The 17,938-nt window shown below is 69.2% G+C and carries 16 protein-coding genes, 1 tRNA gene and 3 pseudogenes; 9 read left to right on the top strand and 11 right to left on the bottom strand.

The features are described from left to right. Positions 1-924 (bottom strand): AfsR/SARP family transcriptional regulator (locus AF1_RS09645; RefSeq protein ID WP_217999810.1); only part of this gene is annotated, 924 nt, incomplete at its 3' end. A 152-nt stretch (positions 925-1,076) separates the two neighbouring features. Here AF1_RS09645 and AF1_RS09640 point away from each other — a divergent pair. Beyond that, complete coding sequence (locus AF1_RS09640; protein ID WP_157419159.1) at positions 1,077-1,853, top strand: hypothetical protein; 777 nt, start codon at positions 1,077-1,079, stop codon at positions 1,851-1,853. Positions 1,854-2,047: 194 nt separating this feature from the next. After that, complete coding sequence (locus AF1_RS09635) at positions 2,048-2,779, top strand: ZIP family metal transporter (RefSeq protein WP_067795349.1); 732 nt, start codon at positions 2,048-2,050, stop codon at positions 2,777-2,779. 70 nt (positions 2,780-2,849) lie between these two features. Here AF1_RS09635 and AF1_RS09630 read toward each other — a convergent pair whose 3' ends face one another. The 4 genes and pseudogenes from AF1_RS09630 to dcd form a co-directional block, all read right to left on the bottom strand. Continuing rightward, positions 2,850-3,734: a glycine betaine ABC transporter substrate-binding protein gene (locus AF1_RS09630; protein WP_067795346.1), complete on the bottom strand. Its 885-nt coding sequence runs from the start codon at positions 3,732-3,734 to the stop codon at positions 2,850-2,852. Positions 3,735-3,797: 63 nt separating this feature from the next. Beyond that, positions 3,798-4,547, bottom strand: a pseudogene (locus tag AF1_RS09625) (ABC transporter permease); the annotation flags it as partial. 154 nt (positions 4,548-4,701) lie between these two features. Next, positions 4,702-5,997, bottom strand: coding sequence for a quaternary amine ABC transporter ATP-binding protein (locus tag AF1_RS09620; RefSeq protein WP_433228623.1), 1,296 nt, complete (start codon positions 5,995-5,997; stop codon positions 4,702-4,704). A gap of 110 nt (positions 5,998-6,107) precedes the next feature. Further along, positions 6,108-6,683, bottom strand: a complete 576-nt coding sequence (gene dcd, locus AF1_RS09615) for a dCTP deaminase (RefSeq protein ID WP_067795361.1) — start codon at positions 6,681-6,683, stop codon at positions 6,108-6,110. Positions 6,684-6,762: 79 nt separating this feature from the next. On the opposite strand from dcd, the gene AF1_RS09610 reads away from it, so the two are divergent. The 3 genes from AF1_RS09610 (at position 6,763) to AF1_RS36225 (ending at position 8,614) form a co-directional block, all read left to right on the top strand. Then, a tRNA-Gly gene (locus tag AF1_RS09610) sits at positions 6,763-6,836 on the top strand. A 384-nt stretch (positions 6,837-7,220) separates the two neighbouring features. Continuing rightward, complete coding sequence (locus tag AF1_RS36230) at positions 7,221-7,961, top strand: class I SAM-dependent methyltransferase (protein WP_067795340.1); 741 nt, start codon at positions 7,221-7,223, stop codon at positions 7,959-7,961. A 56-nt stretch (positions 7,962-8,017) separates the two neighbouring features. Further along, positions 8,018-8,614: a GNAT family N-acetyltransferase gene (locus AF1_RS36225; protein ID WP_067795358.1), complete on the top strand. Its 597-nt coding sequence runs from the start codon at positions 8,018-8,020 to the stop codon at positions 8,612-8,614. 82 nt (positions 8,615-8,696) lie between these two features. On the opposite strand, the pseudogene AF1_RS37180 reads toward AF1_RS36225, so the two are convergent. Next, positions 8,697-9,509, bottom strand: a pseudogene (locus AF1_RS37180) (tyrosine-type recombinase/integrase); the annotation flags it as partial. Between the two features lie 229 nt (positions 9,510-9,738). Between AF1_RS37180 and AF1_RS09595 the strand changes: the two are divergent. Then, positions 9,739-10,665 carry a hypothetical protein gene (locus AF1_RS09595; protein ID WP_131732269.1) on the top strand — a complete coding sequence of 309 codons (927 nt, stop codon included), beginning with the start codon at positions 9,739-9,741 and terminating at the stop codon, positions 10,663-10,665. Between the two features lie 47 nt (positions 10,666-10,712). Here AF1_RS09595 and AF1_RS37175 read toward each other — a convergent pair. After that, positions 10,713-11,167, bottom strand: a pseudogene (locus AF1_RS37175) (hypothetical protein); the annotation flags it as partial. A 113-nt stretch (positions 11,168-11,280) separates the two neighbouring features. Here AF1_RS37175 and AF1_RS09585 point away from each other — a divergent pair. Next, positions 11,281-11,943 (top strand): alpha/beta fold hydrolase, encoded by a 663-nt coding sequence (locus AF1_RS09585; RefSeq protein WP_067795331.1) that lies wholly within the window; start codon positions 11,281-11,283, stop codon positions 11,941-11,943. A 357-nt stretch (positions 11,944-12,300) separates the two neighbouring features. Here the strand turns inward: AF1_RS09585 and AF1_RS09580 are convergent, their stop codons facing one another. Both AF1_RS09580 and AF1_RS09575 read right to left on the bottom strand, forming a co-directional pair. Then, positions 12,301-12,711, bottom strand: a complete 411-nt coding sequence (locus AF1_RS09580) for an HIT family protein (RefSeq protein WP_242608543.1) — start codon at positions 12,709-12,711, stop codon at positions 12,301-12,303. A 389-nt stretch (positions 12,712-13,100) separates the two neighbouring features. Beyond that, positions 13,101-13,724, bottom strand: a complete 624-nt coding sequence (locus AF1_RS09575; protein ID WP_067795328.1) for an NAD(P)-dependent oxidoreductase — start codon at positions 13,722-13,724, stop codon at positions 13,101-13,103. Between the two features lie 100 nt (positions 13,725-13,824). Between AF1_RS09575 and AF1_RS09570 the strand changes: the two genes are divergently transcribed. After that, on the top strand, positions 13,825-14,211 hold the full coding sequence (locus AF1_RS09570; RefSeq protein ID WP_067795324.1) for a winged helix-turn-helix transcriptional regulator: 387 nt from the start codon (positions 13,825-13,827) through the stop codon (positions 14,209-14,211). A 117-nt stretch (positions 14,212-14,328) separates the two neighbouring features. Here AF1_RS09570 and AF1_RS09565 read toward each other — a convergent pair whose 3' ends face one another. Both AF1_RS09565 and AF1_RS09560 read right to left on the bottom strand, forming a co-directional pair. After that, positions 14,329-15,108 (bottom strand): peptidase, encoded by a 780-nt coding sequence (locus tag AF1_RS09565; RefSeq protein WP_067795321.1) that lies wholly within the window; start codon positions 15,106-15,108, stop codon positions 14,329-14,331. 2 nt (positions 15,109-15,110) lie between these two features. Continuing rightward, positions 15,111-16,391, bottom strand: coding sequence for a VWA domain-containing protein (locus AF1_RS09560; RefSeq protein WP_067795318.1), 1,281 nt, complete (start codon positions 16,389-16,391; stop codon positions 15,111-15,113). A 503-nt stretch (positions 16,392-16,894) separates the two neighbouring features. Here AF1_RS09560 and AF1_RS09555 point away from each other — a divergent pair. Further along, a complete protein-coding gene (locus tag AF1_RS09555; RefSeq protein WP_067795316.1) occupies positions 16,895-17,938 on the top strand; it encodes a hypothetical protein in 1,044 nt (347 codons plus the stop codon).

Here is a 17,938-nt window from a genome sequence, read left to right as displayed (position 1 = left end):
CGGCGCGAGCCGCGGGCCGGGCGGAGCGAACCGCGGCGCGGCCGGTCCGGCGGGCGCGGCCGGTTCGGGCTCGGGCGGGTCGCCGGCGGGCTCGCGGGGATCGTCGGCCGGTTCGGGCGAGGGCGGTGCCGCCAGCGCCGGATCGGAGCGCAGGATGCCCACGTGCAGGTTTCGGAGCCGTTCACCGGGCTCGACGCCGAACTCCGCGGAGAGGAAGTCGCGTGCGTCCCGGTAGGCGGCCAGGGCCTCCGCCTGCCGGCCGCACCGGTAGAGCGCCAGCATCAGCAGGTGGCGGAACCCCTCCCGGAGCGGGAACTCCGCGACCAGCCGCAGCAGCTCGGGCACCAGCCGCGTGTGCTCCCCCAGCTCCAGCCCGACCTCGGCGCACGCCTCCAGGGCCGCCGCCCGCGTCTCCTCAAGCCGGTCCCGGGCCGCGTCGAAGAACGAGCCGGTGAGCCCCGCCAGCGCCGGGCCCCGCCACATGGCCAGCGCCTCGCGCAGCAGCGCCTCGGCCCGCGCCGCGTCGCCCGCCGCGCGCACGGCCTGGGCCGTCCTCACCCGTTCCTGGAAGACCTCGGTGTCCAGGCCCTCGGGCGGGACGTTCAGCGCGTATCCCGCGCCGGTCAGCGTGATCAGCCGTCCCGGGGTGCGCGGCGAGCGGTCGGGTTCCAGCACGCGGCGCAGCCCGGCCACGTACTTCTGGACGACGTTCGCGCCGTTGTCGGGAGGCTCGTCCCCCCACACCGCCTCGACGATCGACGCCGTCGACACCGGCCGGTTGGGCGTCAGCAGCAGGACGGCGAGGACCGCACGCTGCTTGCCCGGCCCCAGGTCGAGTTCCCGTCCGCCCCGCCACGCGGCCGGCCGGCCGAGGATCTCGAAGCGCGGTGACGGCCCCTCGCCCGGCAGCGCGACCACCTCCACTCACCGTTCCTCCGGCGCCGCCGCAGTCGTTCCGCAGCCCGGGCGCAGTGACCGCAGCATAACGACAGTGATCCAGCACCGGCACGCAGCACCCTTTTCCCAGACAACGGGGGCGATGTCCCACGAAAGCAGAACAAGAGAGGGGACCTCGGGTGCCTTATCACCGACTCCGGGCGGGCCACGTGTCGGCCGCGCTCGTCCTTGTGCTCACGTCCGCCACCGCGTGCGGGCCGGCGGAGGAGGCGGCGACGACATCGAAGACGGCTTCCGCGCCGGCCACGCGCCCGTCCGGCGCCGCGTCCGCCCCTGCGTCCGCCGCCGCGACGCCCAACGGGGTGGAGAAGCTCCAGGCCGCCGCGATCCTGTCCCGCGCGCGCAAGGCGACCGCCTCGGCGCGGTTCCTGCGGATGCGCGGGGACATCGACGACGGGAAGGACAAGTTCGCCCTCGACTTCCGCTACGCGGGGAAGACGAAGGCGACCGGCTGGTTCCAGCAGGGCAAGGAACGCGTTGAGATGACCAGGATCGGCAAGGACGTCTACATCAAGGGCAACGACGCGTTCTGGAAGTCGATCGGCGGAAAGGGCGCGGTGCAGTTGTTCTCCGGCAAGCACCTCAAGACGACCACCGCGTCCGCCGACTTCAAGGACCTGGCGGTCTTCACCGACCGCACGGCCCTCCTCAGCGAGGCCGTGAAGTCCGTGGACTCCTGGCAGAAGGGCAAGGCGGGGACGGCTGGCGGAGTTCCCACCGTGAGCCTGACCGGGGCGCCCGGCGAGGAGATCCAGGTGGCGACGCAGGGCGAGCCGTACGTGCTGCTGCTGAACGGCGGTCAGGGGAACCGCATCGAGTACCTCGCGTACGAGGAGCCGGTGGACGTTCGGCGGCCGCCCGCGAGCAGCGTGGTCGACGGCGACGCGTTCGAGTGAGCGGCCGTCCGCTCGGCATTCCGGCGGCGGCGTGTGCACGCCGAGCGGACGGCACCCCGCGCCGGTGAGGCGCGAACCGGCGGGGCCGCGTGCCGGGGGCACGAGCGGGCGGGGGCGCGAGTGGGCGGGGGCGCGAGTGGGCGGGGGCGCGAGTGGGCGGGGTTGCGGGCGCGGACAACTGGTAAGACACCGGAATGGCCGTGCTCGTGTCCGTCCTCGCGTTCCTGATGACGCTCGTCGGCGGGCTCGCCGCGATGCGGGTGCGCGACCAGCGGCACCTCGTCCTCGGCCTCGCGGGCGGGCTGATGCTCGGCGTCGTCGCGTTCGACCTGATCCCCGAGTCGCTGGACATGACGCGGCACAGCCCGTTCGGCGTCCCCGCGCCGATGATCGGTTTCGCGGCAGGGTTCCTGCTGCTGCACGTCGTCGAGCAGGCCGTGGCGATCCACCGCGCCCACGAGGAGGAGTACGCGCCGCACGCGCACGGCGTGGGCTCGGCCGGGCTGCTCGCCGCGTCCGCGCTCGTCCTGCACAGCCTGGTGGACGGCCTCAGCATCGGCCTCGGCTTCCAGTCCGGGACCGAGGTCGGGGCGTTCGTGGCGCTGGCGGTGGTCACGCACGACTTCGCGGACGGGTTCAACACCTTCACCGCCGCCTCGCTGCACCGCGCCGACCGCCGTCCCGCCCTCCTGCTGCTGTTCGCGGACGCCGTCGCGCCCATCGGCGGGGCCGTGCTGGGGACCCTCGTGACCGTCCCGGACGCGGTCCTCGGCCCCTACCTCGGGACGTTCGCCGGCGTCCTGCTGTACCTGGCGGCCGCCGAGATCCTGCCCGAGGCGCACAGCCTCCACCCGCGGGTCATGACGCTGTGCGCGACCGGGATCGGGCTGGTGGCCGTCCTGTTCAGCGTGGGCCTCGCCGGGTGAGGCGCCGAAGGGCCGCCCGGGAGCACCGGACGGCCCTTCTTCCGCTGGTGGAACGTTCCCGTGCGGGTGATCAGCCGGTCAGGGACGTGGCGTAGCTCTGGTTCGTCTTCAGCCACTCGTCCACGGCCTGCTCGGGCTTGCCCTTGTACCTGTTCTCCATGAGGTCTTCGAGCGTCCCCAACTGCTCGTCGGTCATCTTGAACTTCTTCAGCCAGTTCGCGACGTCCGGCTGGTCCTTGCCGAAGTCCTCACGGGCGACGGTGTAGATGCCGTCCGGCTCGCCCATCGCGCCCTTCGGGTCCTTCAGGTCGCGGATGGGGAACTTCGAGTACGCCCAGTGCGGGCGCCACAGCGTGACGACGATGTCCTTCTTGCCGTCGACGGCCTTCTTCAGCTCGGTCAGCATCGCCGCCGTCGACGACGTCGTCACCTTGTACTCGTCCTGCAGGCCGTACGCGGGGAGCATCTTCTCCTGCGACACCCGGTACAGGCCGGAGCTCTTCTCGATGCCGACGACCTTGCCGCCGTACTGGCCGCCCTTGCCCTTCAGGTCCTCCAGCGACTGCAGCGGCGAGTAGTTCGGCACCGCGATCGTCAGCGGCGCCGAGTCGTACCAGGCGCCGACCTTCTCCAGCTTGTCGCCGTACTGCTTCCAGTAGTCCTCGTGGGTGCCCGGCAGCCAGGCGTCCAGGAAGAGGTCCACGTCCCCCTTCGACATGCCGGCGTAGAGCGGGCCGGTGTCGAGTGTCTTGACCTCGACCTTGTAGCCCTTGTCGGTCAGCAGCCGTTTCCAGAGCGCCGTCGCGGCCTCGCCCTCGGCCCAGCCCGAGACCATGCCGATCGTGATGTTCTTGTCGTTCTCACCCCCCGAACCGGAGTCGCCGCACGCGGCGGCGCTCAGGCCGAGCGTCAGCGTCAACGCCGCGACCGTCAGACCCTTGAACTTGAAACGCATGCCCATCCTTTCGTCGGCTTGCATGAAAAGAAGAGGGGTGGGGAACCGGCCGGACGGCCGTCACTACGGGGTGGTCACACTGCTGGTGACATCGCCACGGGTGGCCGGGCCGCGCGTGAACAGCGCGCGGAGCATCCCGGGACCCTCGCCGAGGGCGCCGGTGAGCCGGTCCAGGTAGATGGCCAGGATGACGACGGCGATACCGCCCTCGAAGCCCTTGGCGACGTCCACCCGGTTGATGCCCTCCAGCACCACGCCGCCGAGGCCACCCGCGCCGACCATGCCCGCGATGACGACCATCGACAGCGACAGCATGATCAGCTGGTTGACGCCCGCCATGATGGACGGCATCGCGAGCGGGATCTGGATCCGGGTCAGGATCCGGCTCGGCGGCGTGCCGAACGCCTCGCCCGCCTCCACCATCTCCGGGTCGACGCCGCGGATGCCGAGCTCGGTCAGCCGCACCCCCGGCGGCATCGAGAAGATCACCGTCGCGACCACGCCGGGCACGGAGCCGATGCTGAAGAAGAAGATCGCCGGGATCAGGTAGACGAACGCCGGCATCGTCTGCATGAAGTCGAGGACCGGCCGGACGATCCGGCTCACCAGATCGCTGCGCGCCGCCGCGATGCCGATCGGTATCGACAGGACGGCGGACACCACCGCCGACACCAGCACCAGGGCCAGCGAGTCCATCGAGTCGTCCCACAGCTCCATGCTGTCGATCAGCGTGAAGCCGAGGAGCGTGAACAGGCCCAGCCTCCAGCCGCTGACCAGCAACGCGATCAGGGCCAGGGCCAGCGTCAGCGCCAGCGGCGGCAGCAGCGTCAGGGCGTCCGTCAGCCCGTCCACCGACGTCTCGATCGCCGAGCCGATCCCGTCGAACAGCCACGCCAGGTTGTCGGTGCACCAGTTCACCAGGCCGTCGAACCATTCGCCGACCGGCACCCGGGGCAGCTCGATCGCGTCACTCACCGTCACTGCCCTCCTGTGCCAGCGCCAGTTCCTCCTCGGTCACCTGCGAGTTGATCGCGCCCAGCGCGGCCAGCAGGGTCACCCTGGGGATGACGCCGAGCAGCGTCCCGTCCCCGTCCGCGACCGGCACCGGCAACTCGCTCTCGGCGCACCGGGCGAACAGATCCGCGACCGGGGTGTCCGGCGCCACCGGGTCCTCCGCGTCGACCAGGCCGTCCAGCGTCTGGACGTTGTCCTGCACCGCGTCGGCGACCGCCGTGGCGCGCACCCGGCCGATCAGCCTGCGGTCGCGTCCCACCACGAACGCCGCGGACGTCTGGTGCTCGCGCATCGTCCGCAGCGCCGTCCGGGGCCCGGTCGACGCCGGCACCGTGACCAGCGGCTTCTCCATGACGGACGACGCCGTCAGCACTTTGGTACGGTCCACATCCGCGACGAACTGGGCGACGTAGTCGTTCGCCGGGTCGGTCAGGATCTCCTCGGCCGTGCCGATCTGCACGATCCGGCCCTCCCGCATCACCGCGATGCGGTCGCCGATGCGCATGGCCTCGTTCAGGTCGTGCGTGATGAAGACGATGGTCTTCCCGAACCGTCCCTGCAAATCCAGCAGAAGATCCTGGACCTCCCGCCGGATCAGCGGGTCGAGCGCGCTGAACGCCTCGTCCATCAAGATGATGTCGGTGCCCGCCGCGAGCGCCCTCGCGAGTCCCACGCGCTGCTGCATACCGCCCGACAACTGCCGGGGAAGCCTGTCCTCCCAGCCTTCAAGCCCCACCAGGGCCAGAAACTCGCGGGCCGTCTTCTCGCGTTCCTCCTTCGCGACACCCCGGACCTCAAGCCCATACGCCGCGTTGGCCAGAACCGTCCTGTGCGGGAACAACGCGAAGTGCTGGAAGACCATGCTGACCTTGTTCTGCCGCAGCGCCCGCAGCGCCTTCGGCGACAACTTCGCAATGTCCTGACCATCGATCTCGACGGTCCCGGACGTGACCCCGAGCAGCCCGTTCAGCATCCGGATCAGGGTCGACTTCCCCGACCCCGACAGGCCCATGACCACGAAGATCTCGCCCTGCCGGACCTCGAACGTGGCGTCCACCACCGCCGGTGTGACCCCGAGGTCGCGGATCGCCTTCAGATCGGCGCCCGCCCTGAGTTTCCGCTGTGCCTCTGCCGTCTTACGACCGAAGAGCTTGGTGACGCTTTCCGCGCGGAGTGCTGACACGATCTCCTTCCGGGTTCCCGCGTCGATACGCGGAAACGGGTCGCCGTCCAGGCGCCAGACCCTCAAGTAAAGAGAGTGTCAACCAGACGCCAAGGGTGTGCGTCGCTTGAAACTACCCGGTAAGAGAAAAAGTTTCACCTTTTGGTGGATTGCGTCACACTCAGGTCACAATTCGGCTACACCTTCGTCCGGTGGAAGTTCAGGTACGACCGCGACGGCGTCGGCCCCCGCTGGTCCTGATACCGCGACCCGTACTTCGCCGACCCGTACGGGTACTCCGCCGGCGAGCTCGTCCGGAACAGGCACATCTGCCCGATCTTCATCCCCGGCCACAGCTTGATCGGCAACGTCGCCACGTTCGACAGCTCCAACGTCACGTGGCCGCTGAACCCCGGATCGATCCACCCGGCCGTCGAGTGCGTGAGCAACCCCAGCCTGCCGAGCGAACTCTTCCCCTCCAGCCGCGCCGCGAGATCATCCGGCAACGCGAAGACCTCATAGGTCGACGCGAGCACGAACTCCCCGGGATGCAGCACGAAGGCCTCCTCAGGCTCGACCTCCACCAGCCGCGTCAGATCCGGCTGCTCCACAGCGGGATCGATGTGCGGATACTTGTGGTTCTCGAACACCCGGAAGTACCTGTCCAGCCGCACGTCCACACTGGACGGCTGAACCATGCCCGGCTCAAACGGGTCGATCTTCACCCGCCCGTTGTCGAGCTCGGCCCTGATGTCGCGATCGGAGAGCAGCACGCCAGAAAAGCTATCCCACCCCGCACCCACCCCGACGATCCGGTACAGTATCCACAGCATGGCGCCCCAAGGGCACCACGCGGGTGTAGTTCAATGGTAGAACTTCAGCTTCCCAAGCTGACAGCGCGGGTTCGATTCCCGTCACCCGCTCCACCAACGAAGGCCCAGGCCAGGGACATGATTCCCGATCCTGGGCCTTGATCATTTTTGACCGCCATCAACGGCGGGCCATTAGGCCACCGGCACCAGTGTCCCAGCCGCCTCGCCGTCGTCCTTGTCGCACTCTTCCCGGACGAGGGCATCGAGGGCGCCGCTACGCGGCTGGTCCCGCCGCGTCGCCCGTCCGCCTCAGCCAGCGTGAACGTGGACAGAACGATATTCGACTTACGCTTGTTGTCCTCCGAGCGGCCTCCTAGGAGGACGCATGGGGCGCCCGCACAGAGGGAAGATCACAAACAGATAGCGCCTCGCTGCAATGATCCCGGCCGTGCCCTAATCGTGTTGACCGTCCCCGGAGGGCGGTGCTGGAGTCGGCGTGTGGACAGCATCCCCGCCAACCGGCGGTACTGGAACCAGATCAGCCGCGCCTACCAGCACGAGCACGACCCGCAGATCGGCGCCGCGCCCCGGCTGTGGGGCATGTACGCCATCCCCGACGCGCACCTGCATGCCTTGGGCGACGTTACCGGCAAGCGCGTCCTTGAACTCGGCTGCGGCGCCGGCCAGTGGTCCAGGTCACTCGCCGCCGAGGGCGCCACCGTGGTCGGGCTCGACCTGTCCGAAGCTCAGCTTGCCGCAGCAGCCCGCGCGATGGGGACGGTCCGCTACCCGCTGGTGCAGGGCGCAGCCGAACTGCTTCCGTTCGCCGCCGGCAGCTTCGACCTGGTGTTCTGCGACCATGGCGGGCTTAGCTGGGCACCCCCGCACCTGGCCGTCCCGCAGGCCGCACGCGTCCTGCGCCGCGGCGGGCGCCTGGTGTTCAACGCCGCCAGCCCATGGTTCGAAGCCTGCTACGACGACGACGCCCGCCGCGTAACCACCACGCTGCACCACGACTACTTCGGGCTGAACACCATCGCCGAAGACCACGGAGCGGCCAGCTATCAGCTCACCTACGGCGACTGGATCAAGACCCTGCGCGGCGCGGGCCTCATCATCGACGACCTCCTCGAGCCGCGGCCCGAACCCGGAACACTCAACGGCTACAACGAAACCGACCCGCCCGACTGGGCACATCACTGGCCGGCAGAAATGCTCTGGATAACCCACAAACCATAAACACGACCGCACCGAAGTTTGCCCCATCTCCCTGGGTGTCCAGTACCGTCCGGTCCGTGAACGATGCAGTGATCGAAGCTTTCCTAGGCAACCAACCGGACCCGTCCTGCCGGGTGACCCTGCGCCACCTCGCCAGCTGTGACGAGGAGGAGTTTCTTAACCTGGTGAGCGCCAGTACGGAACTGCACCGCCCGTGGATGGCTTTGCCGTCCACACCAGAGCAGTATCGGGCTTACCTCACGCGATATGAGCAGCCCGACGAGAAGTCGGTGCTGATCTGCGTGCGCAACAGTGGAGCCATTGCCGGTGTGGTCAACGTCAACAGCATCATCCGGGGACGGTTTCAATCCGGGTCCATTGCCTACGCTGCCTTCGGCCCTACCGCCGGCCAAGGCTACATGACCGAAGGGCTCGCGCTGGTCGTGCGCTACAGCTTCGAGCAGTTGCAGCTTCACCGGCTCGAGGCCCAGATACAACCCGAGAACCACGCCTCCCTCAGACTGGTCCGACGAGTCGGCTTCCGCCATGAGGGCTACTCGCCCGAACTGCTGTACATCGATGGAGCCTGGCGCGACCACGAGCGATGGGCGATCACCAATACCATGATCAAGATCGTGCCCACGCCTCCGCACGCAACGCTGCCAGAACGCTAGAACCCCTCCGTGTGTTGAGGGCGAACTTCGTGGGCGTGAGCGTGCTTGTGCCAGGCGGCTGCGCCGCTCCTGAATCGGTCGGCGTGGACGAGTGCCCCGTCCGGTTCATCAGCTCGGCCAGCGACGCCCCCGACTCGGCCGCATAGGTGTTGCCCGTGTGGCGGAGGTCATGGAGGTGGATCGCGCCGACCTCCAATCCCGCGCTCTCCAGCGCCCGTGCCCAGGTCTTGGAGAAATTGCTCCGCCGGACCTGCCCGCCCTGAACGCCGACGAACACGAACCTCTTGGGGCCGGGTTGGGCGTACTCGTCCAGGTGTTTGCGCAGGTCGGGATGATCAGGTCGGGGAGGGCGACCGTGCGTCGGCTGGCTTCTGACTTGGGTGTTCCCTTGACCAGTGGCCCCAGCTCATAGACGGTTTCGTCCACGCGGACCGTCCCGGCGTCGAGGTCGAGGTTCCTACGTCGGAGGCCCGTCAACTCGCCCCCTCGCAGGTTGCCGAAAGTCGCGAGGAGGACGAGCGCCCGGTAGCGAGGTGTGATGCGTCGGCGATTCGGTAGACCTCGGCCACGCTCGGGACGGGCCGTTCTGGGCTCGACTCCCGGTCGGCGCCGGGTATCTGGCATGGGTTCTCTTTGATGTGCTTGTCCCGAACCGCCGTGTTGAGGATGGCGCGTAGCAGCCGGTATGCCTTGGGGATCGTGACCGGCCCGAAGGTCGGCTAGCTCTTGGGACCGGCCTTGAGACGGGACGTCCGCCACTTCCGAACGTCCTCTTCTCGGATGTCGCCGATGCTCGTCTGACCGAAGGTCGGGTTCAGATGGAGCCGCAACAGCAGTTCGTAGAGCTGGACGGTCTTGGGGCTGAGTTCCTTGTCCTCCACACCCACTCGGCCGCGGAGGTGGCCCGCTGTACTCCGTACATGGAGCCGCGAACGTACACCGTCGACCGGAACCCTACGGGCCGCCGTCGCGGCGGTAGGGGGAGACCGGTCTGGCCGCGGGTCCGGAATGTGGCGAGTTTCCGATTATCGTCTATGGGGCACCAAAATGATCGTGGGTGCCAGCGTCGGCGGAATGCCGGCGGCGTGCTGCCCGCCCCGACCTCGCGCCGACCGGAGGGTTCCATGGAAGGCGATATGGCCGCGTCCGAAGAGATGGAGCTCTTTGAACAGGGCGGATCGCCGGAGGACCCCACCTCATCGCATCCTCCAGGCATAGGTTTCTATCTGCTCGGTGCAGGCGAGGGACGTACCGTCTTCTACCGGAGTGCCCCTTGGCGGTGGCTGTTGTTCTGGCGGCGGGGAATCAAGTCCATCGTCGTCATGGCCCCACCGAAGGGCCTGCTGGGAGTTCTGGGGTCGCGGCCAGAGGAGCGTTGGCTCCTGGTAGAAGGTGAGCAGGGTCGGCGTGACATAGACGTCTTCTCGCTGTCAGCGGGCGGCAGGCGGGTGAGCCGGTGGGCGGAGCGGCAACTGCTGTTCGGCCTGCTGGGCAGGTCATACCGGACGCTGCGCGAGGAGCAGGAAGGCATGTCGCTGGCCGAGCAGCTCGAGGCCGCGGGATTCAGCGCAAGAAGACCCGATCTGTACGCCTACTGCGCGGATGGGAGTGAAATCCCTGAGGTGGTGTGTGCGCTCCATGATTCAGGAACCGCTATCGAGGTCCTGTTTCCGCACTGGCTGATCGCAGTCCCCGAAGCGATCCTTGATCCGGGTCGCCATGCTGAAATGCGCGAGGGCTGGGAAGACATGATGTCCCGGCGGCCGTCATTGGTGTTGCCGTACGAGGCGAAAGAAATCGTTTCCTATCACTCGCGCTCTACAGCGGAGGAAAAAGGGTACCAAGACGGGGGGTATGAGATGAGGTACCCTGAACCGCATTTTCACACGCGCAACGGCGATGTGCTCTGTTCGGTGTCCGCGTTGGTGCTCGCCTATCGCCAGCGATTCGATGCGCAGGCTCTTTGCCTGGAGGACATCGAGAGAATGATGGAGAAAGCCAAAAGGGGGCCTTGGCCGGAGATGCCCACCACGCCGGGAGACTGTAATTGATGGCCGGGCGTAACGGGTGGCGCGCCTTATAGGTCACTGGCGCCATGCGCTGCGGACCGGCCATCGCGGACGCGGATCGGGCATGGGCCGCCGGTGATCGGGCGCAGGCGCAGCAGGTGCAGGGCTTGTCTGCGTTCGCCCAGTTCTTTGGGGCAGGCCAGGCTGAACGCGGTCGGCGGTGGTGATCAGCAAGGCTTGGCGCCCCGGTAGAAGGCGTGGTGGGACACATCGCGGCCGTAGCCGGCGATCTCGCCCAGCGCAGAGCGGTCCATGGTGATGCGGGAGGTGCCGCACGGCACCGGGGTGCCGTCCATCAGTCGCAGCCGGTCGTGCCAGGCCGAGTGGCGCGGGCCAGGTGCAGCGCCACCGCCACGCACACCAGCTCGACATCGGGCAGCAGCTCGGGCCGTCCCCGCCGCCGGACGGGTTCGCGCGAGGGCAGGACATGATCGTCCAGATAGACGTACAGTGTGGTCAGAAGGGCGTCCAGGTTTGTCTTCACACACTGATCATGGGCGCCCTTTGCCATGCCCACGGCCGATTCCGCAACACCCCATCAACGATCTGTCCGGCGCCCGCCGATGAGTTTCCGCGCCGTTGCCGGTCACAACCGTCATGACGACCTTCGCTTTTGTCCACGGCGGCGGTGGAAGTGCGTTCGACTGGCATCTACTCGAGGCCGAGCTTCGTGGCCGCGGGCACGGCACGGTTGCGGTGGACCTGCCGATGTCCGACCCCCAGGCGGGGCTCTGGGACTACGCCGACACCGTCGTCCAGGCGATCGACGAGCGCCGGCCTCTTGTGGTGGTGGCCCACTCCTGGGGTGGCTTCGTCGGCCCCCTCGTGTGCATGCGGGCCAGAGCCGCCGCGCTTGTCCTGGTGAACGCCATGATCCCGAAACCGGGTGAGACTCCGGACGACTGGTGGGAGCACCGCGGCCGGCCCTCGTCCGGCATCGACGACGACTACGAACTGTATGTGCACGACGTCCCACGGGAGCTGGCCCGGCAGGTGCTGGCCCATGACGGTGCGCTCGCCGAGAAGATGAGCATGGACCGGGTGGGGCGCGAACCCTGGCCGTTGTCCACCTGGCCGGACGTTCCGACGAGATACCTGCTCTGCCGCGAAGACCGCTTGTTCACTCCCGAGTTCGTGCGCCGCCACGTGAAGGAGCGGCTCGGTATCACCCCGGATGAGATGCCCGGTAGTCATATGGTGATGCTGTCGCGGCCGGGTGAGTTGGCCGACTACCTGGTCCAGGTTTCCGCTGCTGAATGAACGAACGTCACCAGCTGGGAGAGGCTATGGCGGCCCAGGAATGCCCGTGGTTCGCATCGAGGGGTCAGCCAGACACGATCGGCTCGACACAGCCCGGTCCTGTTCAGGCCAGCGGGGTCAGGAGGCGTGCAATTAGCTAAGTTGATCAAGGGGCGGTTGCGGTCGCTCGCGGTATGAGCGGTGGCCAGGTCAGCCGCTATGGCGGCCGGGATCGGCTTGGTTCCCGAGCTGACAGCGCGGGTTCGATTCCCGTCACCCCCTCGCAGCGCAAAGGCCCAGTGTCAGTGCAGTGTCACGGACACTGGGCCTCCTTCGTGCCTTCGGCCGCCGTGCCCGCTACGTGCCTGATCGCTGACGTCAGCGGGTTGCAGCGATCAGTTCCAAGGTCCGTTCGAGTTCGCGGCCCGGAGCCGGTTGGGAGCTCCACATCAGCCGCAGATCGTCGCCATGCCAGCGCGGGACCACGTGGGTATGGAAGTGAAAGACCTCCTGTCGGGCGGCCTCGCCGGTGGAATGCACGATGTTCACCCCGTCGGGAGCCAACGCAGCCTTCACCAGCGCAGCGACTCGATGCGCCATCCGAGCGACATGCGCATGGGCGGTCTCGGAGATCGTCCACACATCAGCGGCATGTTCGCGCGGGGCGACCAGCGTGTGTCCTGGCGAGGCCGGGGCGATGTCGAGGAACGCCACCGTGTATTCGTCCTCAAGAACACGGTAGGACGGCAGTCGTCCGGCAATGATCTTGCAGAAGGTGCAGTCGCTCACCCACCTGATCATCGCCTCCGCCAACCCGCCATGCCGCCCCGTGCAACTTCGGTCGCCACCTTGCACACGTTCGCTTCCGCACGGCTTGTTGCTGGTCACGATCAGCAACAAGCCGTGCGTAGCGGGACGAGACGACTGGAAGAACGGGTTGACGGCTTCGAAGGGGATGGATCTGAATTCGTCGGCAGGACGGGAAGGCGGACGAGCCGGGTGAGAGCGGCCTGCAGCCGTCCGGCGGCGGCGTGAGGCGATGGCACCGTCAGGACCCGGGTGATACGGGCCGGCTCGGCGGCGACACACCACCGCCCGCTGGCGCGGCGGATTCGGTGGCGGTCATCATGCGGGTTTCTTGAGCCGCGGATCTGGTCGGTGATCCAGGCGTTCGGGTATCACGCTTCCCGGATGCTGACGGCGGCGCGGTGGTGGCGGGGTGTGTCGGTCTCGTCGAGAAGCGCGATCGCGAAGTCCGCGTATGTGATCCGGCTGGCCGGGTCGCCGTGCTCGGCGATGCGGTATCGGCCGGTGCGGGTGCCGTTATGGTCGAAGTCGCCCGCGGGGGCCACGTACGCCCAGTCGAGGTCGCAGGTCCGAAGCTCGTCAAGGCCCGCCGCGTGGCCGAGGTAGAAGGAGCGGTACTCGTTGGGGTAGCCGGGTTCGTCCATCAGGGGAGCGCCGGACGCGCCGGGCATGATCGATGCGAGGCCGACCACCGCCAGGCGGTGGACGCCCGCATTCGCCAGGCCGGTGGCCAGGGCGCGGGACGACGCGGTGAAGAAGTCGTGCGGTGGCGCGGACAGGTCCGCGGCGGCGCTGATGGCGGCGTCATGTCCGGCGGCCACGTGCTCGATGCTCACCGAGTCCGTGACGTCGCCCGCCACGACCCGCGCGTCGCTCAGGTCGCCGTGGCGTGCGGGGTCGCGCACCACGGCGGTGATCTGGTGGCCGCGGCGGTGCGCCTCGGCGACGGCCTGCCGTCCGGCCCGGCCGCCCGCGCCAAAGATCACGATGTTCATGGGAATCGCCTCTCACCTGGGCCGGAGCCCGTGCGCCGGCCGAGTTACGGACGCTAGCGAGGGCCGTGGTTACCACCGGGGTACCGGCTATCGTGAGGCCATGAGGGAGCCCCTGCCCGCGGACATGTTCGATGAGCTGTGCCCGTCCTCGCTCAATCCGATTCGATTCGGCGACAAGTGGTCGGCGCTCATCATCCGCTGCCTTGAGCACGGGCCGCGCCGGTTCTCCGAGCTGCGCGTACCGCTGAGCCGCGTCACTCCCAAGGTGCTCACCCAGTCGCTGCGGTCCCTCGAACGGGACGGTCTGGTCAAGCGCACCGTCTACGCCGAGGCCAGTCCGCACGTCGAGTACGAGTTGACTCCGCTGGGCCGCAGCATGCTCGGGCCGATGGCGTCCGCGTGTGCGTGGGCGGAGGAGCACTGGGACGAACTGCTCGACGCTCGCGAGTCATACGACAACGCCGCCCGCATCGACCGCGCCGGATAACGCGAGCCCGGCTCCGCAAAGGGAAGTAACCGGAGGAGCCGGACTCGCGCGGGTCGTCTCGGCCGAGCCGGGCCTGGGCGGCCGGGTGCCCTTGGGGTGCCCGGCCGCCCTGGGGGGTCAGAGCCAGTGGTGCGGACGGCGGGTCAGGCTGTAGCCCGCCACGGCCGCGACGGCGGCGAGGACGCCGCCGCCGAGTGTCCACCACCATCGGCTGGACGGCCAGGAGAACCAGCCCTTGACACGGTCGGCCGGTTTCGGTGCCGAGCTGACGGCGGACGGCGACGCCGGCGGTGCGGCGTCCGGGGCCAGCGTGGCCCCCGGGTTGACGGCCGGGGACAGCGGTGCCTCCAGCTTCGCGCCCGCCGGCTGTGCGGCACCGTCCTTCGTGGTGATCCGCACGTCCACCCGGATCGGCAGGCCGAGGTCCTGCTCGGGCAGGTCGCTCGCCGACAGCCGCAGGTAGTAGGTGCCCGGTAGCGGGTCGTCGGACCATGGTTCGGCCCAGGCGCGGACTTGCCGGAGCGTGCAGCGGAGTTTGACGCTGGTGGCGCCGGTGTTCGCTGTCGCGTTCTGCGGGCCGGCGGTGCACGCCTGGCGGCGGCGGAGCCCGTCGAAGATGTCGGCTGTGTAGGTTGCGGCGCCGTGGCGGTTCGTCGGCGGGGGCAGTGCGACGGTCACCGTGATCCGGCCGGTTTGTCCGGCGGCGGCGGCGAATGACCAGTACAGGTGGTCGCCGGTGGAGGCGGACACGCGGACCGGTCGGTCTGGTTCCACGGTGGTGGCCGTCAGGAAGGACGTCCCGGCGGTGCCGATCGTGGGGGAGGGGGCGTCTGCGGCGGCCGGTCCGGCGGACAGCAGGAAGGCGGCGGGCAGGGCGGCGAGGGGGGCGGCGCGCATGGTCAGTTCTCCCTCCCGGCGGCGCGCCAGCGGGCGAGCCAGCCGATGACGAGGCCGGCGCCCAGGCCGGTTCCGGTGAGCACGACCAGCAGCAGCCAGCCGCGGCCCAGGTCGGGCCCGCCCGGCGCGTCCGAGGACGGCACCAGGTCGACGGTCAGCTCCAGCGGCATGCCGGGCGCCGTCCGCACGTGGGCGGGGGCGGAGAAGGAGTTGCTGACCACCAGGCAGACCGGCTTTGCGGCGGACTCGCCGTCCGGCGCGGGCGACGCGTCCGTCTCGGGCCGCTGGTCCGGCCAGCGCAGGCCGGTGGACAGCACGTCGGTGCGGCCGCTGCCCGCGTCGGTGCCGCGGACGAGTTCCTGCCCGCCGGGGGACACCGCGCGCAGCAGCACCCCGTGATCGGGGTTCAGCTGCCGGTCGAGCGCGATGCTGATGGAGGCGCGCAGTTCCTGCCCCGGCGCCACCTGCACCCGGTACCAGCGGTGCTCGCTGAACCGTTCCCGGTCGGTGTACACGCCGGGCGTGAGCACCGGGGCGTTGGCGCACTGCGCGGCCCCGGCCACCTGCCGCGGGGTCTGCTTGTAGGTCGCGCCGGCCCGCTGGACGAGCTGGTTGAGGCGGCCGGTCAGCTCCTGCTGGTGCTGGACGGCCGTGTAGGTTCCGCCGGTGGCGTCGGCGATGCAGGTGAGCTGCCGGCGGACCTTGTCGTCCAGGGTGAGCCCGAGGGTGTCCACCACCAGGTGCGTCCCCTGGGCGGCCAGTTCGCGGGCCACGTCGCAGGGGTCGGGGGGCGAGCAGGTGTCCTCGCCGTCGGTGATGAGGACGATCCGCCGGGTCGTCTCCCCGGTGCCGAGGTCCCGGGCCGCCGCGCGCAGCGCCAGCCCGATGGGCGTCCAGCCGGTGGGGCGCAGTGTCGCGATCGCCGTCTTCGCCTCCACCTTGTTCATCGGGCCGACCGGGGCGAGCTGCCGGGTGTCCCTGCACCCGACGGTCTTGGGACTGCCGGGGAACCGGTACTGCGATCCGAGCACCCGGATGCCCAGCTGCGTTTCCGCGGGCAGGGCGTCCACCACTTCGTTCAACGCTTGCTGGGCGGCCGCCATCCGGCTGTTCCCGTCGATGTCCCGGGCGCGCATCGAGCCGCTGACGTCGAGCACGAGCTCGACCTTGGGAGGCTCCGTGGAACCACCGTCATCTGCGGAAACGGGGGGTGCGCCGGGCGGCGCCAGGACGGCCAGTATGACGAGCAGGACGCCGCCGGCCAGACATCGTTTGGTGATCACCGCAGGATCCTAGTGACGCCCGGCGTCCCCCGAGACCAAGATCGGCGATCACTCCCCGCGGGTGGTCCGCAACCTGGTCAGCGGGATCGATCTGAGTCATCCGACACAACTTGCCCGCACCGGGGCGCCGAGGATGTACGGGGTGCGGTGGTCGAAGGGGCGCGCCGTTCCGGTTCGAACGTCCAGGGGGTGAGTGCCGGCTTGTAGCGATTGGCGGGTTCTTCTGTATCCGGGTTTTCCCCGATAAGCATGACTTGTCCGTATCCGGCCAATTGGGGGCGGGGGGCAGATAATAAGGCATGACCACCCGGTCTGATTCGGTAAAGGGGGATGTCGGTTTCCGGGACGACTTTGGAACGGTCCAAATAGTCTCCGGCCGGGGTCGGGAGCCCCTGGCGGCGAGGGGCGATACAACGATTGCCGTGCTCAACTTGAGCTACTTGCTCCTAATGCCGTAAATATGAGCACAGGGTCACAATCAAATCGGACGTTCGGGGGCGCCGGTGGAAGAAAAGTTCGTCCTGCAGAAGTCCTTGGGGCATTCCGGCCGGGTCGAGCTCACCTTCGTCGACGGTGACCTCCGGCACGAGGACGCTCTCTTCGCCCACCGCTACGGCCAGGCCGACGGCCGCGACTGCCTGCTGAAGACCGCCGTGTCGCCCACCGGCACGAAGGTGCTGCGGCGGGAGGCCGACGCCTACGGCCGGATCAGCGGGCAGCACCCCGCGTTCGGCAGGCTGCTGGGCTTCCAGACCGCGCAGGATCCGGTCTGCCTCATGGTCACCCGGCGCGGCAAACCGATCTCCAGGTGCGATCCCGCGCTCCGGTTCGACGCGGCCGAGCTCGGCAGGGCGGCGCGCGACCTGTTCGGCGCGCTGGCCGTGCTCGCGGACCTCGGCTTCGCGCACCGGGCCGTCTCGGCGGACAGCGTGTTCTGGGACGGCGTCCGCATCGAACTCCAGGAGTTCGGCCACGTGGAGCCGCTCGGCCCGGTCGAGGCGCTGCACGGGTCCGCGCTGGGCTCGCCCACCGGGCTGCCCCCCGGCGACGCCCCCGACGTGCTGGCCGCCGCGCGGCTGCTGCACCGCCTGGCCACCGGACGCGCCGGCGGCGGCACGCCCGCGGCCATGACCCAGGAACTCGCGCGGGTCGATGCCGGCCTGGCGGAGGCTCTCGAACCGGCGCTGCACGCCCGGCCCGGTCACGCTCCGGCCCCGAAGGAGATGGCGGACCGGCTCTGGCGGACCAGCCCGAAGCCTCCGCCGCCACCCGCGAAGGCGACCGCGGCGCCGCCTTCCGTCCCGGACGAGCAGCGGGCCGGAGACCACCCCCACCGCATGGAGTTCCGCGAGCTGCGCCGGCAGCAGCGGGAGTTCCGGCGGCGCGGGCGGGCCGTGCCCGAGCCGGTGCGGCCCCAGCGGACCGGCGCGTCCCACCATGGGCCGCAGCCGGAGCCGGCCCCGCCGAGTGGCGGCGGTTCAACGTTGTGGCTTCTCTTCGGCGTGCTCGCCGTGGTCATCGTCGTTCTCGTCCTGGTGGTGAGGTAA

This window comes from Actinomadura formosensis NBRC 14204 (assembly GCF_001552155.1).
Lineage (GTDB): Bacteria > Actinomycetota > Actinomycetes > Streptosporangiales > Streptosporangiaceae > Spirillospora > Spirillospora formosensis.
The sequence above is the reverse complement of the archived record's forward strand: the minus strand, read 5'-3'. Positions and strand labels throughout refer to the sequence as shown.

Coding starts and splice junctions, on each gene's coding strand:
- AF1_RS09575 (WP_067795328.1), bottom strand. CDS start 13,724: ATGAACATCGTGATCTTTGGCGCGGGCGGCCGGGCCGGACGGCAGGCC.
- AF1_RS09585 (WP_067795331.1), top strand. CDS start 11,281: ATGACGACCTTCGCTTTTGTCCACGGCGGCGGTGGAAGTGCGTTCGAC.
- AF1_RS09595 (WP_131732269.1), top strand. CDS start 9,739: ATGGAAGGCGATATGGCCGCGTCCGAAGAGATGGAGCTCTTTGAACAG.
- AF1_RS09570 (WP_067795324.1), top strand. CDS start 13,825: ATGAGGGAGCCCCTGCCCGCGGACATGTTCGATGAGCTGTGCCCGTCC.
- AF1_RS09565 (WP_067795321.1), bottom strand. CDS start 15,108: ATGCGCGCCGCCCCCCTCGCCGCCCTGCCCGCCGCCTTCCTGCTGTCC.
- AF1_RS09630 (WP_067795346.1), bottom strand. CDS start 3,734: ATGCGTTTCAAGTTCAAGGGTCTGACGGTCGCGGCGTTGACGCTGACG.
- AF1_RS09635 (WP_067795349.1), top strand. CDS start 2,048: ATGGCCGTGCTCGTGTCCGTCCTCGCGTTCCTGATGACGCTCGTCGGC.